This window comes from Pelagibius sp. Alg239-R121, from assembly GCF_947331435.1.
In the GTDB taxonomy this organism is placed as follows: domain Bacteria; phylum Pseudomonadota; class Alphaproteobacteria; order Kiloniellales; family Kiloniellaceae; genus Denitrobaculum.
Genome location: NZ_CAMZOF010000009.1, coordinates 89301 through 106471 on the forward strand (window position 1 = coordinate 89301; position 17171 = coordinate 106471).

Annotated in this window: 15 protein-coding genes; 12 read left to right on the forward strand and 3 right to left on the reverse strand. The window is 57.1% G+C overall.

Annotation, left to right across the window (positions count from 1 at the left end):
• Nucleotides 1–71 precede the first annotated feature (71 nt).
• The 4 genes from gor (at nucleotide 72) to QMZ18_RS26955 (ending at nucleotide 4924) form a co-directional block, all read left to right on the forward strand.
• Nucleotides 72–1448, forward strand: coding sequence for a glutathione-disulfide reductase (gor, locus tag QMZ18_RS26940; protein ID WP_282609486.1), 1377 nt, complete (start codon nucleotides 72–74; stop codon nucleotides 1446–1448).
• Between the two features lie 225 nt (nucleotides 1449–1673).
• Nucleotides 1674–3065, forward strand: a complete 1392-nt coding sequence (locus tag QMZ18_RS26945; protein WP_282609487.1) for a class II 3-deoxy-7-phosphoheptulonate synthase — start codon at nucleotides 1674–1676, stop codon at nucleotides 3063–3065.
• 163 nt (nucleotides 3066–3228) lie between these two features.
• Entirely contained in the window at nucleotides 3229–4407 is a 1179-nt protein-coding gene (locus QMZ18_RS26950; protein ID WP_282609488.1) for a hypothetical protein, read from the forward strand.
• Between the two features lie 61 nt (nucleotides 4408–4468).
• Nucleotides 4469–4924, forward strand: coding sequence for a SufE family protein (locus tag QMZ18_RS26955; RefSeq protein WP_282609489.1), 456 nt, complete (start codon nucleotides 4469–4471; stop codon nucleotides 4922–4924).
• Between the two features lie 29 nt (nucleotides 4925–4953).
• Here QMZ18_RS26955 and QMZ18_RS26960 read toward each other — a convergent pair whose 3' ends face one another.
• Complete coding sequence (locus tag QMZ18_RS26960) at nucleotides 4954–5253, reverse strand: putative quinol monooxygenase (RefSeq protein WP_282609490.1); 300 nt, start codon at nucleotides 5251–5253, stop codon at nucleotides 4954–4956.
• Between the two features lie 400 nt (nucleotides 5254–5653).
• On the opposite strand from QMZ18_RS26960, the gene QMZ18_RS26965 reads away from it, so the two are divergent.
• The 7 genes from QMZ18_RS26965 (at nucleotide 5654) to cysS (ending at nucleotide 14213) form a co-directional block, all read left to right on the forward strand.
• Nucleotides 5654–6655 carry an SMP-30/gluconolactonase/LRE family protein gene (locus QMZ18_RS26965; protein WP_282609491.1) on the forward strand — a complete coding sequence of 334 codons (1002 nt, stop codon included), beginning with the start codon at nucleotides 5654–5656 and terminating at the stop codon, nucleotides 6653–6655.
• Entirely contained in the window at nucleotides 6655–7794 is a 1140-nt protein-coding gene (locus QMZ18_RS26970; protein WP_282609492.1) for an isocitrate/isopropylmalate dehydrogenase family protein, read from the forward strand. Before QMZ18_RS26965 ends, QMZ18_RS26970 begins: the two co-directional genes overlap by 1 nt.
• Complete coding sequence (locus tag QMZ18_RS26975) at nucleotides 7791–8828, forward strand: Gfo/Idh/MocA family protein (protein ID WP_282609493.1); 1038 nt, start codon at nucleotides 7791–7793, stop codon at nucleotides 8826–8828. The genes QMZ18_RS26970 and QMZ18_RS26975 overlap by 4 nt, the downstream gene beginning before the upstream one ends.
• A 22-nt stretch (nucleotides 8829–8850) precedes the next feature.
• Entirely contained in the window at nucleotides 8851–9582 is a 732-nt protein-coding gene (locus QMZ18_RS26980) for a GntR family transcriptional regulator (RefSeq protein WP_282609494.1), read from the forward strand.
• Nucleotides 9583–9737: 155 nt separating this feature from the next.
• A complete protein-coding gene (locus QMZ18_RS26985; RefSeq protein ID WP_282609495.1) occupies nucleotides 9738–11426 on the forward strand; it encodes an NAD+ synthase in 1689 nt (562 codons plus the stop codon).
• A gap of 3 nt (nucleotides 11427–11429) precedes the next feature.
• Complete coding sequence (gene gltX, locus QMZ18_RS26990; RefSeq protein WP_282609496.1) at nucleotides 11430–12752, forward strand: glutamate--tRNA ligase; 1323 nt, start codon at nucleotides 11430–11432, stop codon at nucleotides 12750–12752.
• 72 nt (nucleotides 12753–12824) lie between these two features.
• Nucleotides 12825–14213, forward strand: coding sequence for a cysteine--tRNA ligase (gene cysS / locus QMZ18_RS26995; protein ID WP_282609497.1), 1389 nt, complete (start codon nucleotides 12825–12827; stop codon nucleotides 14211–14213).
• 33 nt (nucleotides 14214–14246) lie between these two features.
• On the opposite strand, the gene QMZ18_RS27000 is transcribed toward cysS, so the two are convergent.
• A complete protein-coding gene (locus tag QMZ18_RS27000; RefSeq protein ID WP_282609498.1) occupies nucleotides 14247–14858 on the reverse strand; it encodes a LysE family translocator in 612 nt (203 codons plus the stop codon).
• Between the two features lie 106 nt (nucleotides 14859–14964).
• Between QMZ18_RS27000 and QMZ18_RS27005 the strand changes: the two genes are divergently transcribed.
• Nucleotides 14965–15897: an AraC family transcriptional regulator gene (locus QMZ18_RS27005; RefSeq protein ID WP_282609499.1), complete on the forward strand. Its 933-nt coding sequence runs from the start codon at nucleotides 14965–14967 to the stop codon at nucleotides 15895–15897.
• 15 nt (nucleotides 15898–15912) lie between these two features.
• Here the strand turns inward: QMZ18_RS27005 and QMZ18_RS27010 are convergent, their stop codons facing one another.
• The gene (locus QMZ18_RS27010; protein WP_282609500.1) at nucleotides 15913–16983 is read right to left on the reverse strand and encodes a hypothetical protein; all 1071 of its coding nucleotides are present in this window, start codon (nucleotides 16981–16983) and stop codon (nucleotides 15913–15915) included.
• Between the last annotated feature and the right edge of the window lie 188 nt (nucleotides 16984–17171).

Consider the following 17171-nt stretch of genomic DNA (forward strand, 5'->3'; position numbering starts at 1 on the left):
GATCCCATCTCTTACGGCTTCGTCCTTGTACGGGCTGGACACGAACCGAACTGAAATATGGAATTGCTGATATGAGCGCTTATGATTTCGACCTCTTTGTGATCGGCGGCGGGTCCGGCGGTGTGCGCGGCGCGCGTATGGCGGCATCGACCGGTGCGCGGGTCGGACTGGCGGAATCCTATCGTTACGGCGGAACCTGTGTGATCAGAGGCTGCGTGCCTAAGAAGCTGCTGTCCTATGCCAGCCATTTTCACGAGGATTTCGAGGATGCCGCCGGGTTTGGATGGACCGTCGGAGAGACCAGTTTCGACTGGAACAAGCTGATCGGGAACAAGGACAAAGAGATCGACCGGCTTGAGGGCATCTACCAAAATCTGCTCAGCAATGCGCAGGTAAAGGCTTTCAGAGCGCACGCCGAATTGATTGACCCTCATACCGTTCAGGTTGGCGACGAACGGGTGACGGCTGAAACGATCCTGATCGCGACTGGTGGCAGCCCGAGCTTTCCGCCGGGTGAAGGCTGGGAACATGCGATCAGTTCGAACGAAGCCTTTCACCTGAGTGAATTGCCCAAACGCGCCCTGGTTTATGGCGGCGGTTTCATCGCAGTCGAATTTGCTGGTATTTTCAATGGTATGGGCAGCGATGTTAATCTCGTCTATCGCGGGGAGCAGATCCTGCGTGGATTCGATGACGATGTTCGCAATACGCTTGCTGCCGAAGTGCAGAAAAAGGGTATCGCCCTTCGTGTGCAGACCACGATTGAGAAAATCGAAAAGGGTGACAATGGCCTTCTGGTCCGTCTGTCCGATGGCACGACCCTTGAGACCGATCTTGTCATGGCGGCAACTGGACGGCGTCCCAACATCAAGAATCTCGGCCTGGAAGCTGCCGGCGTAAAGGTCAGCGCTTCAGGTGCCATTGAGGTCGACGACTATTCCCGAACCAGTCAGGCAAACATCTACGCGGTGGGCGATGTGACGGATCGGATCAATTTGACCCCGGTTGCGATCCAGGAAGCCATGGCCTTTGTCGATACGGTTTACCGGGGTAACACGCGTGCGATGGACCATGAAAACGTACCATCCGCAGTCTTCAGTCATCCGCCGGTCTCGACCGTCGGTTTGTCCGAGGCAGATGCCCGCAAGGCCTATGGTGGGCTGGATATCTACCGATCGACCTTCCGGCCGATGAAGCACACTTTGTCGGGCCGTGATGAGAAGACAATGATGAAGCTTGTGGTCGAGCGGACTTCCCAGCGTGTGGTCGGGGTCCACATGGTCGGTCTCGATGCACCGGAAATCGTGCAGGGGCTGGCTGTTGCCATCAAGGCAGGGGCGACCAAGCAGATGTTCGATGCGACCGTGGGCATCCATCCGACCGCCGCGGAAGAGTTCGTCACAATGCGCGAGCCTGTGCCGGAAGTTGCTGAAAAGGCTGCGGAATAACGACTTCCTAAGGCTATACCTCAATTCCAGGTGAGAATTTGCGGGTGCCGGCGTTATTTCCTGTTCGCCCGGGCCCGAATAGGCTTAGCTGATGCATCGCGTGAGCGGGTGCCGGTCGTTGCTGCCTTTTCAGGTGGTAATGGCCCCGAAAGGCTTGTAAAACCTTCGCTCCGCGCAGTCCATGTGACTGTACGACTTTGATAATGATGAAAAACGAGGCCGGTGATGACCGCCAAATGGACGCCTGTTTCCTGGCGCGACAAGACGATCCGTCAGGTTCCGGAATATCCTGACCAATCCGCAGTTGATACTGTCGAAGAAACTCTTGCTGCCTACCCGCCGCTGGTATTTGCCGGTGAAGCGAGGAAGTTGAAGAAGCATCTCGGCGAGGTGGCCGAGGGGAAAGCATTTTTGCTTCAGGGCGGCGATTGTGCGGAGAGCTTTGCCGAATTCCACCCCAACCACATCCGCGATACCTTTAAGGTTCTGCTGCAGATGGCGGTTGTCATGACCTTTGGTGCGGCTTGCCCCGTCGTCAAGGTCGGGCGTCTGGCTGGCCAGTTTGCCAAGCCAAGGTCGGCAGGTACCGAGACAATCGACGGCAAAGAGTTGCCCAGCTATCGCGGCGATATCGTCAACGGCATTGATTTTACCGAAGCTGCGCGCCTGCCAGATCCCGAGCGCCTGCTGCGTGCCTACAATCAGTCGGCCTCTACATTGAATCTCCTGCGCGCCTTTGCGCAAGGCGGCTTTGCCGACCTTCACAAGGTACATCAGTGGAATCTCGAGTTTGTGGCCGGTTCTGCTCAGGGCGAGCGCTACGAAGAGCTCGGACGGCGGATCGACGAAACCATCGCCTTTATGAAGGCTTGCGGTCTGACCCCGGAAAAGAGCCCCGAGCTGCGTGAAACCGACTTCTACACCAGCCACGAAGCGCTGCTTCTGAACTACGAACAGGCACTGACCCGGGTCGATAGCCTGAGCGGTGAATGGTACGACTGCTCGGCGCATATGGTCTGGATCGGCGATCGGACGCGTAACATCGACGAGGCCCACATCGAGTTCGCTCGCGGGATCAAGAATCCGATCGGGATGAAGTGCGGCCCCTCCATGGAAACCGACGATCTGGTCCGCTTGATCGACGTGCTGAACCCGGAGAACGAGGCCGGCCGTCTGACCTTGATCGCGCGCATGGGACATGAACAGGTTGAGGAGAAGCTGCCCCGGCTGGTCCGTGCGGTCGAGCGGGAAGGCCGGAAGGTCGTCTGGTCCTGCGACCCCATGCACGGCAATACCATCAAGTCCTCAAGCGGTTATAAGACCCGGCCGTTTGACCGGATCCTTGCCGAGGTCAAAGGCTTCTTCAACGTGCACCGGGCCGAAGGCAGCTACGCCGGCGGCGTTCATTTTGAGATGACAGGACAGGATGTCACCGAATGCATCGGCGGCGCGCAGGCGATCAGCGAAGACCGCCTCGGCGACCGCTATCACACTCACTGTGATCCGCGACTGAATGCCAGCCAGGCATTGGAGTTGGCGTTCCTGATCGCCGAGCAATTGAAACAGGAACGTGAAGACCAAAGAAACGGAAGTGGCGCGATCGCAGCGGCGTCTTAAGCTCGAACGTCGCGCGCCCATGATCGGCGGCACAGGGAATTTTGGGGTGATTTTTGTTTGATACACTTGAACAAAGCCGCTCTACTTTTCCTTGCTGAATAATCTTCGTGCCGAGACAGCGAAAGCGCCGTTTCCGCAAATTTCATAGGGACGGATCGGTCTCATGCCTGATGATGCTTTGGAACGAGAAGCCGGACCTGACAACACGCACGACATTGCGGCCTGGCCTCTACGGGAGCAGGACGTCGTTAACTGGTCCGATCACTACTTTCTGAGAACGAAAAAGGCGGTCGGGAAGTTCGGCGATGTTCAGGCCGTCTATGCGCTTTTCATGCGGCGGCCGGTGGTTTCAGCACCAAGACTGGCCATCGACTGGCTGAAAGCCGTCGCGGAGAAACGCGGCACGAGCTTTGAGATCGATCTGCGCTTCGACGAGGGCAGGTGGGTCGGCGCCGGTGAACCGATCCTGTACGTCAAGGGTTCGCTGTTTCATCTGGCCGATCTGGAAACCCTGGTGCTTCAAAAGCTTGGGCCGGCCTGTGTCGCCGCTTATAACGCCTACACCATGTGCGCCGACCTGCCGAAGGTTGGTTTTCTTGCCATGGACGCGCGGCACTGCGCGGGCACAGAAATGGCGGAGATGATGGCTTACGCCGCCTCCGTCGGTTCGGCACGTGCGAAACGCAAGGTCGGGGCCGTTGGATTTATCGGCAACGCAACGGATGCAACCGCCCATTACTTCGGTACCGATGGCGGAAAAGGGACGATGCCGCATGCTTTCATCGGTTATGCCGGTTCGACCCTGCGGGCTGCTGAAATGTATGACGAAGTCTTCCCGGACGAGCCAATGACCGTTCTGGTCGACTACTTCGCCCGCGAAATCACCGATGCGATGACTGTGTGCCGCCGCTTCCCGAAACGTGCCGCGAATGGACAGCTGGCGATCCGGCTCGATACCCCCGGCAGCCGCTTTGTCGAAACCTTGGATCCCCCAAGTTCCTATGCGGTTCTTGAGCGCAATGTGCCCCAGGCGGTTCGTGGTTACAGAAATGAAGCCGAACTTCGCTATCTGGTCGGACCCGGCGTTTCCGCGGCCGCGATTTGGAAACTTCGCGAAACACTCGACGACGAGGGCTTTTCCAAGGTGAAGATAGTAGGCTCATCCGGCTTCAGCCCGGTGAAGTGCAAAATGATCGCCGAGGCCCAGGCTCCAATTGATATCGTCGGCACCGGAAGCTATCTACCTAGCAGCTGGTCCGAGACCTATGCGACGGCAGATATCGTCGAATATGATGGCGAGCCACGGGTCAAGGTCGGTCGAGAGTTTTTGCTGCGTAAGTAGCGGTTGGTACATGGCTTCTTCCCACATAGCTTAAGAAGTCAGAGTCGCGCGGGAAATGAAGATGGGCAGCGAACCTATGCAGGTGATATCGGTTGATGAACTGGTCGAGAACTTCGAGTTCCTCGATGACTGGGAAGACCGCTATCGCTACATCATCGATTTGGGGCGCAAGCTGCCTGAGTTCGACGAAGCGGACAAGAACGAACAGAACCGTATCCAGGGCTGTACCAGCCAGGCATGGCTGATTGCCGAGGTCTCAGCAGATCCCAAACCGGTTCTGTCCTTTCGCGCAGATAGCGACGCCCACATCGTTCGGGGATTGTTGTCTGTGCTGCTGTCGATCTATTCGGGGCAAACCGCTGAAGACATCCTGGCCGTCGACATTAAGGATGTTCTGCGCCGGCTCGACTTCGAGGCCCAGATCAGCCCGAACCGGGCCAACGGTTTTTATTCCGCGGTTGAACGTATCCGGAATCTGGCCCGGTTAAATGCCGGTGCCAGGACGGAAGCAGGCTGAAAAACCGGCAAGTCTCAATTCTACGCGGACTAAGATGCTCGGGCAGGTAATCGGTTCCAGCGTTCGATGGTCTTCGAGAGCACCATGCTCGAAACAGTTCCATCGAATTCGCGGAAGTGGTCGGTCTTGATGTGATGTTCAAATGCGGCTTCGTCGCTGTAGACCTCATAAAGAAAGACGCGGTTCGGCCGGTCAGGATCGACGCAAACATCAAACACCAGACAGTCCGGTTCTTTACTGAGCGAATTGTGAGCCTGCGCCGTCACGGCTTGCAAAAAAACCTGTGATTGGTCTTCGTGAATCTCGAAAGTAACTGCAATAACAAACATTTTTCTCTGCTTTCTTGATTGTCGTGTGATGCCGGAGTCCGGTTGATAAGGGGGGGTGTACCGGTTTTGTCGTAAACCTCCTGAGACAGCGTTGCAGAGTGGTCGTTCTTGATTGAGACAATCGGGTAAGTGAGCCTGCCACTGACACTGCGAACGACAGTTGCTGCCTGCAAATCTCTCCTTTATTGCGGATTTTTTTATCGTGCATTAATGCATAAGATAATGTATGCATTAATTGGTGATTGCAAGCCGAAGCCAACGAATCTGGCCGCTGTCCAGTTTGGCCGCTGATTTCTCGGCCTGTGAGCATCTCCGCGCCGGCAATCGGTCTGCGCCTGCTTAAGTTCGCGGCGCCGGCGTCACATGCATAAATCATACTTATAGCGAGGCTAGAGGGGTTTTGGAATCAAAGGACGGCGCGCAGGATGTCGGCGCCTGCAAATTTATATCGGACCTGAAGTTCATCGGATTCCAAGGAGTAGGGCTGAAACGGCCGGAATGTGTTCTCTGTACATTCGACGGGCGCGTTCACGCTTCGAACTGGGATGGCGGTGTCAGCATTCTCTCGGAAGGAGAACGCCAGAGGCAGCTTGTCTTCGAGAAGAGCGACTTTGAGGTCAAGCCGAACGGCATCTGCCTGATGCCGGATGGAAGCTACCTACTCGCCCATCTGGGCGCAGAGGATGGCGGAGTCTTCAGGCTTGGTACGGATGGCGGTCTTACCCCATTCCTACAGGAAATAGAGGGCGTCCCGTTGCCGCCGACAAATTACGTACACCTGGATGCTGCAGGCCGCATCTGGATAACGGTGAGCACACGCCAAATACCCAGGAACCTCGGCTACAATGCCAGCGTTGCGGACGGTTTCATCGTTCTGGTCGAAGGAGGAAAAGCGCGTATCGTCGCTGATGGACTTGGCTACACCAACGAGTGCGTTGTACATCCCGATGGCGGGCATTTGTTTGTAAATGAGACCTTTGCGCGCCGATTGACATCTTTCGATATCAGCGAGGACGGGAGCCTGTCCAACAAGACCACAGTGGCAGAGTTCGGAAGCGGAACTTTTCCTGATGGATTGACCTTTGATGAAGAAGGCGGGATCTGGATAACCAGCATCGTCAGCAATCGGGTCATTCGTATCGCCCCGAACGGTGAACATCAGGTGATGGTGGAAGATAACGATCCGGCACATTTGGAATATGTCGAAGCGGCCTTTCTGGATGGCACTATGGGTCGGCCGCACCTGGACGTTTGCCGAAGTGTGAAGCTAAAGAATATTTCGAGCCTTGCGTTTGGCGGACCGGACTTGAAGCACATTTATCTTGGGTGCCTGCTGGGAGACTCCCTCGCTGTGTTCGAATCACCCTTTCGCGGTTTCGCCCCGGCTCATTGGAGTTTCTAATGTCTTCATCGAATTCACTATCAATTGCGGTCTTACCCGGTGACGGCATCGGGCCGGAAGTGATGGCCCCGTGTTTGGAGGTCATCGACGCGGTTGCGTCACGGGTCGGCGATATCTCGCTTACCTTCGACCAAGTCGATGCTGGTGCCGCCTGTTACCGCGACCACGGCGATGCCTTGCCGAATGAGACGATGGACGCGGCCCGCGACGCAGACGCGATTTTGCTGGCGGCCATGGGGATGCCCGACATCCGCTATCCAGATGGGACGGAGATTGCGCCGCAGTTGGACATCCGCTTCGAACTGGGACTCTACGCCGGTGTCCGCCCGGTCCGGTCGATCCCGGGTTTGCCTGGTCCTTTGGCCGATCCGCGCGCTCAGGCGCTGGATTTCGTTCTGATTCGGGAATCGACTGAAGGGCTTTTTGCGTCTCATGGGAAGGGCACGATCGAAGACGACCGCGAAGCGCGGGACACGATGGTCATCACTCGCGAGGTGTCGGAGAAGCTTTTCAATTTTTCCTTTGAATTGGCGCGAAAACGCAAGGCAGCCGGGCATCGCGGGTGCCTGACCTGTGTCGACAAGGCGAACGTCTTCACGTCGTTTGCCTTTTTTCGCAGCATCTTCGACCAATGCGCGACGAGGAACAGCGATATTCTTGCCGACCACGCCTATGTCGATGCGACGGCGCTGAATCTGGTGCGCAATCCCTGGGTCTACGATGTTGCCGTCACAGAGAACATGTTCGGCGATATCCTGTCGGATTTGGGGGCCGCCCTTATCGGGGGTATGGGAATGGCTCCCTCGGCGGATATTGGTGACAGTAATGCCGTGTTCCAGCCATGTCATGGTAGTGCACCGGACATCGTCGGCAGCGGCAAAGCAAATCCAACCGCGATGTTCCTCTCCGCCGCAATGATGCTCGAATGGCTCGGCGACCAGCATGAGCGACCGGCATACGGAAAAGCAGGAGCATTGCTGACGGCCGCGGTGGACAAGGCCTTCTCCGGCGGCAGTCTGGTGCCATTCGAACTAGGGGGTGAAAGTGGGACGAGTAAGGTGACCAACGCAGTTCTGGCCGCCATCGATCAGGTCTGGGACGGTTCGGACCTTGTTGCGACAATGGGAAATATGAGGTGACGGACTCAACGAAAAGAGAGCTTCGGGTGGCCTGCGTGGGCGCGGGTTATTTCAGCCAGTTCCAATATGAAGCCTGGCACCGGCTGGACGTTGATCTTGCGGCCATCTGCAACAAGACAGAGGCCAACGCCCGGAAAATTGCCGATACCTACGGTATTGCTCAGGTATTCACCGATTTCGCGCAGATGCTGGACAGAGTAAAACCCGACTTGGTGGATATCATTACACCGCCGGCCACGCATGTCGCTTACATCGAGCTGGCTGCCGCGCGCGGGATTCCGGTTATTTGCCAGAAACCCTTTACGCCGAGTCTGAAGGAAGCGGAGTATGCCGCCGGACTGATGGAAGACGCTGGTGCACTGCTGGTCATTCACGAGAATTTTCGTTTCCAACCCTGGTATGGCGAGATAAAGCGCCAGATCGATGCGGGGTCGTTAGGGGAGCTCTATCAAGTTGCCTTCAGACTGCGCCCCGGTGACGGGCAGGGGCCGGAGGCCTATCTCGCCCGCCAGCCATATTTTCAGGAGATGGAACGCTTTCTCGTGCATGAGACTGCAATCCACCTGATTGATGTTTTTCGCTACCTTTTCGGCGAGATGACCTCCGTAACCGCCGTGCTTCGGCGCCTGAATCCTGCGATAAAGGGTGAGGATGCGGGTGTGATGCTGTTCGACTTCGAAAACGGTACGATGGGGTTGTTCGACGGCAATCGCTTGTCCGACCATCCGGCCAACAACCGGAGGCTCACGATGGGGGAAATGATGCTGGAAGGGTCATTGGGAAGCTTGCGTCTGAATGGCGATGGCGAAGTGTTCTTGCGTCGACATGGTGATGACGGCGAGCATCGGATCGATTATGACTGGCAGGATCGGAACTTTGGCGGCGATTGCGTTTTCGCGCTCCAGCAGCATGTAGTCGAACATCTGCGGAATGGTGCACCGGTCATGAACCGAGCGAGAGACTATTTAACCAACATCCGAATCGAGGAAGCCGCCTATAGTTCGAACGAGCTCGGCAAGCGGGTGGTTTTATAGCACGGGCGTAAAGAGGTTAGAGATGGTCAGTGATTTAGCCGGTTTGAAACAGGCACTGTCCAACGCGGATACGACGGCTTCTGTCCCGCAGGGGAAACGTCAGTCTTATTCCGACCAGGCCTATGCCTTGCTCCGCCGCAAGATCCTCGACAATGAGATTTCTGCCGGTTTCCAGGCAACCGAACAGGAGATCGCTGAGGCATTGGGTATGAGCCGCACGCCCGTCCGCGAAGCGCTGGTGCGATTGGCCAACGAAGGATTGGTCGAAGTCCGCCCGCGCCACGGCATGCGGGTTTTGCCGGTTTCCGGCGAAGACATGCGAGAAATCTATGAGATCCTTACGGGGCTTGAGACGGTTGCTGCAGAATCGGTAGCTAGCCAGGGCTTAACAGATGAGCAGACCGAGCGGTTGCAGCAGGCTGTGGTCGATATGGATCAATCGCTTGAAGGCGGAGATTTACGGGCCTGGGCAGAGGCCGATGAGCGTTTTCACATGCTGCTGGTGGATTTTTGCGGAAACCGCCGACTCCGCTCGCTGGTCGGCACCTATTGGGATCAGGCGCACCGTGTCCGCATGATCACCCTTCGATTAAGGCCCAAGCCCACCAAGTCCAGCGCCGATCACGCCGATCTGCTGGACGCGCTGTTGCGGCGCGACGGAGAAGCGGCGAGCCGGATCCACAGAAAGCATCGCGAAGGAAGCGGTAAAATGCTGATCGAGATCTTGGAGACCCACGGTTTGACAGCTCTTTAAGGGTTAACGAAGCTTCTCCAGGAGCATTTTCCGGCTTTTGCCGGTAAGCCGTATGACCATCGCCAGCCTTTTCATTGGTTGGATTCCCGTGAATTTCTGGCTGCTTCTCGTTCTCATCCTTGCTGTGATCGTCCGGTGGAGCTAAGTAATCACCTATGACTGACACGCTGAAAATTTGCCTTGCCCAGCTCAATCCCACGCTGGGCGACATCGAAGGAAATCTGGCTAAAATCCGCACCGCGCGTGCGGAGGCGGCGGCGCAGGGTGCCGACCTGGTTGTTGCCAGTGAAATGTACCTTACCGGCTATCCCGCGGAAGATCTGGTTCTCAAGCCGATGTTTCTGGATCGTGTGGATGACGCGCTCAAAGTCCTGGCGGCAGAGACCGCCGATGGTGGTCCAGGACTTCTGATCGGTGCGCCCTGGCGCGAGGACAAGTCGGCTCGCGCACCGCTGCGCGGTAAGGTTTTCAACGCGGCGGTCCTTATGGATGGGGGCGAGGTTCTTGGCACACGCTACAAGCATGAACTGCCCAACTACGGCGTGTTCGACGAGGTTCGCCTTTTTGCCGCCGGCCCGCTGAACGGCCCGATGAACTTTCGGGACGTGCGGCTTGGTGTCATGGTCTGCGAAGATATGTGGTTCCCCGACGTCTCTGAATGCCTGATGGAATCCGGTGCCGAAATTCTCGTCTGCATCAATGGTTCACCCTACGAACTTGAGAAGGAGGATGAGCGCCTTCAATTGGGAGTGGCCCGGGTTCTCGAGACCGAGCTGCCGGTCATTTATGTGAATCAGGTCGGTGGGCAGGATGAACTGGTCTTCGACGGCGGGTCCTATGTCCTCAGCAGTGCGCGGGAACTTCGGGTTCAGTTGGCGATGTTCAGCGAAGCCTGGGTTCTAACCGAATGGGCGCGCGGCGAAGACGGAGTCTGGAATTGCGAGGAAGGCCCCCGTGTGGCGCCGACACCCAAGCTTGAAACGGTCTACAGCGCGTTGGTGCTGGGTCTGCGTGACTATGTCGAGAAGAATCGCTTTCCAGGCGTGCTCCTGGGTCTTTCAGGCGGCATCGATTCCGCACTGTCCGCGGCCATTGCGGTCGATGCACTGGGCGCGGACCGAGTGCACTGCGTTATGATGCCTTCACCTTATACGAGCGCCGAAAGCCTTGAAGATGCCGCCGAAGCCGCCAAGCTTTTGGGTGTGAAACTGGACAGCGTCAGCATCGAACCGGCAATGGGCGCTTTCGATAGGATGGTGACGCCGCTGTTCAACGGGACTGCGCCTGGGATCACCGAAGAGAATATTCAATCGCGCTCCCGCGGCCTGACCCTGATGGCGCTGTCCAACAAGCTCGGGCATATGGTGCTCTCGACCGGGAACAAATCCGAAGTCTCTGTTGGCTACGCGACCCTCTATGGCGACATGTGCGGCGGCTACAACGTCTTGAAGGATCTCTATAAGACGACCGTTTTCGAGCTGTCGCGCTGGCGCAATCAGTCACAGGCCGCCGGCCTCCTGGGGCCGGAAGGGCGGGTGATTCCCGAGCGGATCATCACCAAGCCGCCATCCGCTGAGCTGAAGCCGGATCAAAAGGATGAGGACAGCCTGCCGCCCTACGACAAACTGGACGACATTCTGGAGTGCCTGATCGAAGGCGAGGCAGGAGTTGATGAGATAGTCGCGCGCGGTCATGACCGGGAGACGGTCAATCGCATCTGGCGTCTGCTGGAACTGGCGGAATACAAACGGCGTCAGGCGGCGCCCGGCGTCAAGATCACCCGGCGCGCCTTCGGGCGGGATCGCCGTTATCCCATTACCAACGCCTTCAAAGGTCCCCTATAAGCCATGAAAGTCCGCTTTGCCCCCAGCCCGACGGGGTTGCTTCATGTCGGTAATGCGCGTCCGGCTTTGCTCAACTGGCTGATGGCGCGTAAAGCCGGTGGCAAGTTCCTGCTGCGTGTGGACGATACCGATAGCGAGCGATCGCGCGACGAATACGCCGATGCGATCAAGGAAGACCTGCGCTGGCTTGGCCTGGACTGGGACGAAATTGCCGTGCAGTCGGACCGGCTGGACCGCTACGTCGTTGCCGCTGAAAAGTTGAAGAATGAGGGGCGGCTTTACCCCTGCTATGAGACTCCGGAGGAACTGGGCCTCAAACGCAAGGTCGCACTGCAAGCCGGGCGTCCGCCGATCTATGACCGGGGCGCATTGAAGTTGACCGGCGAGGATCGCGCGAAGTTCGAAGCCGAAGGCAGGACGCCCCACTGGCGTTTCAAACTCGAGCATGATGATATCGAGTGGGAGGATCTGGTTCGCGGTGACGTGCATTTCCATGGCGCACATTTGACCGACCCGGTTCTTATCCGTGAAGACGACCGGCCGCTTTATACCTTGTCGTCCGTAGTCGACGATATCGAGCTTGACGTGACGCATATCCTGCGCGGCGAAGACCATGTCTCTAATACGGCGGTTCAGATCCAGCTCTTTGCCGCACTAGGTGGTGACGTGCCGGTATTCGCGCATCTGCCCCTGATTGCCGACGCCAGCGGCGGTGGACTCTCCAAACGGCTCGGCAGCCTGAGCCTGCAGTCACTGCGGGAATCCGGCTTAGAACCCATGACGCTGAACAGCTATCTGGCGCGCCTGGGTTCGTCCGATGCCATCGAACCGGTGACCGAACTGGCTGAACTGGCCCAGACCTTTGATATTGCGCGCTTCAGCAGGGGGACACCTCGTTTCGATCCGGAAGAGCTGGACCTGCTCAACGCACGAATCCTGCATCTGCTGGATTTCGATAGCGTCAAATCCCGCCTGTCCGCCGACTTCGACGACGTTCTGTGGAATGCCGTCCGGCCGAACCTGACGAAACTTGGCGATGCCAAGCTTTGGCATGACATCTGCCGGGGTTCGGTCACACCCGTGATTGAGGACGCTGCCTTTACCCAGGCGGCAGCGGAGCAGTTGCCGCCGGAACCTTGGGATGAGAGCACCTGGAGCAATCTGACGACGGCTCTGAAGGCTTCCAGCGGGCGCAAAGGCAAGGCGTTGTTCATGCCGCTTCGCCTCGCGCTGACCGGCCTCGATCATGGGCCGGAACTCAAGGTTTTGCTGCCGCTGATCGGTCGGGAACGGGCGGAAGCGCGCCTGAAGGGCGAGACGGCTTGACTTGTTTCGCTCCAGTCCGAATATTGCCGGGCAATCAGCAAGTCCAGCAGCAAACAGTCCCACCGGTGAGTCATGACCATTCAGATATACAATACGCTCGGGCGCACAAAGCAGAGCTTTGAGCCGATCGATCCGTCGAACGTACGGATGTATGTCTGTGGTCCGACGGTCTACGACTTCGCACATATCGGCAATGCCCGCCCCGTGGTGGTTTTCGATGTTGTTTTCCGCCTGTTGCGGTGGATCTACGGCGACGACAAGGTTACCTACGCCCGCAACATCACCGACGTGGAAGACAAGATCATCGACGCCGCCCTGGCAAAGGGCGAGTCCATCGAGAGCGTAACCTCCCGTACAACGCAAGCTTATCACGAGGATATGGCGGCGCTCGGTGCCTTGCCGCCAAGCGTTGAGCCGCGCGCGACCGATCACATCGCCCAGATGATCTCCATCACGGCGCGGTTGATCGAGAAGGGACATGCCTACGCCGCCGATGGCCACGTGTTGTTCAATGTCACTTCAATGACGGGCTATGGTGCGCTATCGGGCCGGAACCGCGATGATATGATTGCTGGCGCCCGGGTCGAGGTTGCCCCCTATAAAAAGGACCCGGCCGACTTCGTGCTCTGGAAACCCAGTTCGGAAGATCAGCCCGGCTGGGACAGCCCCTGGGGCCGGGGCCGGCCCGGCTGGCACATCGAATGCTCGGCCATGTCGGAGGAGCATCTGGGTAAGACCTTCGACATCCACGGCGGCGGTCTTGACCTGACCTTTCCACACCACGAGAACGAATTGGCACAGTCGTCCTGCGCCAATGATGTGCCCTTCGTGAATTACTGGATGCACAACGGCTACGTCGTGGTAAACGGCGAAAAGATGTCAAAGTCGCTCGGCAATTTCTTCACGGTGCGCCAACTCCGCGACGAAGGCCTGTCTGGCGAAGCCATGCGGCTGACGCTACTTTCGGCTCATTACCGGCAGCCGCTGGATTTCACGCGTGAGAAGGTCGCAGAATCAAAAAGCCAGCTTGACCGGCTCTATGGCGCCTTGCGCTCCGTCGAGGAGGTCGAGGCAGCTGGATCGGAGCCGCCTCAGCCGCTGCTGACAGCACTCGAAGACGACGTCAATACGCCGCTCGCGCTTGCAGCTCTGCATGAAGTCGGAACGGCGTTGAACAAGGCGGTGGGCGCAGAACCTCGAGACGAGGCCCTGCTGGCCAGGCTCAAGGGAGAACTCCTTGCCGGAGGGCGTTTACTGGGGCTGTTGGAAAGCGACCCGGAAACCTGGTTTCAGGGTGACGGTGGCGATGATTCAGCTGAGATCGAGCGCCTGATTATCGAGCGAGCCGACGCCCGTAAGGCCAGGGATTTTGCCAAGGCCGATCAGGTTCGCGATCAATTGGATGCATTGGGCGTTGTGCTGGAAGACGGTGCCGGAGGTACGACCTGGCGCCGTAAGTAGGCCGCTCTCTTCGGCTACCTTGAAAGTCTGCGGTTAATCCATCGAACCAAGTAAAACCGGGATCATGGATCCGACGAGCAGGATCGCCATCGCCAAGTTGAAGAGAGCGATCCTGCGGCCTTCTCCGAGAACAAGCCGCAATGCGACACCTGATATTGCCCAGACGCTGATCGAGGGTAGGTTCACGATTGCGAACAGAAGGATCATGAGAACCAAACTTGTCAGGTAGTTGTCTGGATTCGTATAGGAAACAGTTACGATCAGTGCTACGGCCCAAGCCTTCGGATTGACCAGCTGAAACAATGCCGCCTGTATGAACGAAATGGGTTGCGCCATTTGATCACTGGCGCTTGATCCTATGGAGCGGCTGCGGGCGATCTTTACGGCGAGCCAGAACACGTAGGCGGCGCAGACAAATTTCAGCAAGGTATAGATAATCGGCGCCTTGTTCAGAATTTGGCCCAGCCCGATTCCCACACAAAATACCATGGTTAGGAATCCGGCACTGATTCCCAAAACCAGTGGCAGCGAGCGCACAAAACCGAAGTTCACGCCCGAGGTCAGCAGCAGGAAATTGCCCGGACCGGGCGAGATGGACATGGCGAATGCAAAGCCAATCAAGGCAAAGACGGTGTCCTGCGACATCAGGTTTTCCCTCAAATTGATCTCACTCAACTTGACAGAATCAGCGCCGCCAAACACTTTGCCTGGATCTCGATTTCTTATTCAATCGTCTCGAAAAGAATAGGGTATGGATAATTCGGATGTTCTATCTGATGTCTTCTCGACCTTGAGAATTCATAGCGAGCTCTATTTTCAGGCGGAACTCCGCGACGGATTTTCGATCGAACTGCCCCCGGAGAAACGGCGCGTGCGCTTTCATCTTGTTCAACAGGGGCACTGTTGGCTGCGCGTGCCGGGTCAGGTGGAGAGGGAGTTGAATGAAGGTGACCTCGCCATCGTTCCTGACGGTGCGGGTCAGATTCTTTCAAGTGGACCGCAGATAGATCCGATTCCCTTGGCCGAGGTGTTGGCCGCGGGCGCGCTCGATCAGGGCCTTTTGCGTTACGGATCAGGCGAGCGCCGGGCGCGGTTGCTCTGTGGCTTCTGTCATTTCGATGAAGCGATAGATCATCCTGTTCTGACCAGCTTGCCAGCATTGCTTCTGGTGCGCGCCGGTGACCTGGGAGCGGAGCCCTGGACCGCTGCGGCACTGCGCCTGCTTTCCATGGAAGCAGACCTGAAGGCGCAGGGAAGCAAAGGGATTCTGACTCGCCTGCTCGAGATCGTTTTTATTCAATCGGTCCGGCGGATGAAGGCAGAACTCGAGGATGAACCGGCGGGTTTTATTGCAGCTTTGCATGATGTAAAGCTTTCCAAAGCCTTGCAGGCAATTCACAACGAACCGCAAGTGAAATGGACGATAGGCGGCTTGGCGAAGCTTGCCGGCATGTCGCGGGCGCGGTTCGCCGAACGCTTTACGGCGACGGTCGGTGTGCCGCCGGTCGGATACTTAACGCATTGGCGATTAAGCAAGGCGCGAAACTGGTTGGCGAGCTCTGAACTTGATATGGCGGAAATCGCCAGCCGTTGCGGCTACGCTTCCGTCCCGTCTTTTTCCAAGCGCTTCAAGGAAGTTTTCGGCGTCGGCCCGGGCGCCTATCGCCGGTCGAGCAGATCATAGGAAAAATGTCAGATTTTACGCTTCGGCGATATCCGGGGCCGACTTCTCAATTTCTTCGAGCCGCACGATACCGTGACGCATATCGCTCATGATGAAATCGGCACGGGCGACGACCGCGGCCCCCTGGCTGTTTGTGCCGAACTTCGCTTCCCAGGCATCCATCTTTGTCGACATACCGCAAAGGACTCCGCCAACCGTCTTGTGATGACTTTTGATCAGGCGGCGTATCCGTTGAAAAGATGTCGCTGAGACGTCGTCCCAAAGATTCTTCGTATGCTGGTCAAAGCGCTCGAAACGTCCGGTAATCGATGTGATGATACTATTCAGACGCGGTTCCATGAAGTCGCAGGTTTCCAGGAAGCCGGTGGTGCGCTGCAACTGAAGATTGGATCTGAGATCGCCGATATTCTCGAGGAATGACATGACTTTGGGAACTACATCGTCTAGGCAATCCTTGAAGTAGGCGAGAGACAGGAAGGTATCGGCATAGTCTTCCAAAAATGCTGGAACTTCGATCAGATCAATCTCAAGCTTGTCTGCCAGCTTTTTCAGATTCTTCTGGGCCTCAGCCTTGTTCGGCGAAGCGAACAGGCCAACAAGCTGGCCGAAATCCTGAATGTTTTCTTCACCGGATCCATAAACCTGCTGAAGCAGTGGACCGGTAAAACTCTTCATATGACCCGCGAGCTCCTTGCTCTTATCCTCAGAGAGTGTAAGCGCTTTATGATCATTGACGTCGATGCCCAGGCGCCGAAGCTCGATGCGCAGGCTATAGACGTCGTAACTGCTTAGGCTCGAAAGGGCTCGGATACGTGTAAGGTCCGCATGATCCTTGTTGGGGTCCCAGCCAAAATATGTCGGCAACTGGTCGGGTTCGAGTTGTCCGCTGCCGGTGCTCTCGTCCTGGAACATCTCGACGACGCCCTGAAGGTGCAAATTCTTGACGATCCGAGCGCGCTGAAGCGGCGCGGTTTCCAGCGGAATGCAGGAAAGCGGTAGAATACGCAGGGAATCCCGCGCCAGCAGGTCTGCTTTCGTTTCTTTTTCGTCTGGGGCGGCAACTGCCGCGGCTTGAGCTTGAGACATCGATACCCGCTGCGTTCCTGAAAAGACTGCTGCAGATTGATAAAATGCCGTAAAGGTGTTGAGGATAGATTAAGTTGTCGGGGTTCAAGGCACTCAAGAATGATTGGAAATGAAGGGTTTATTCACCTGAAGTGGTAAACAGCTTTATCCCATATAACGCATTTTGATGCTCTCGGCTGAATAAGTTC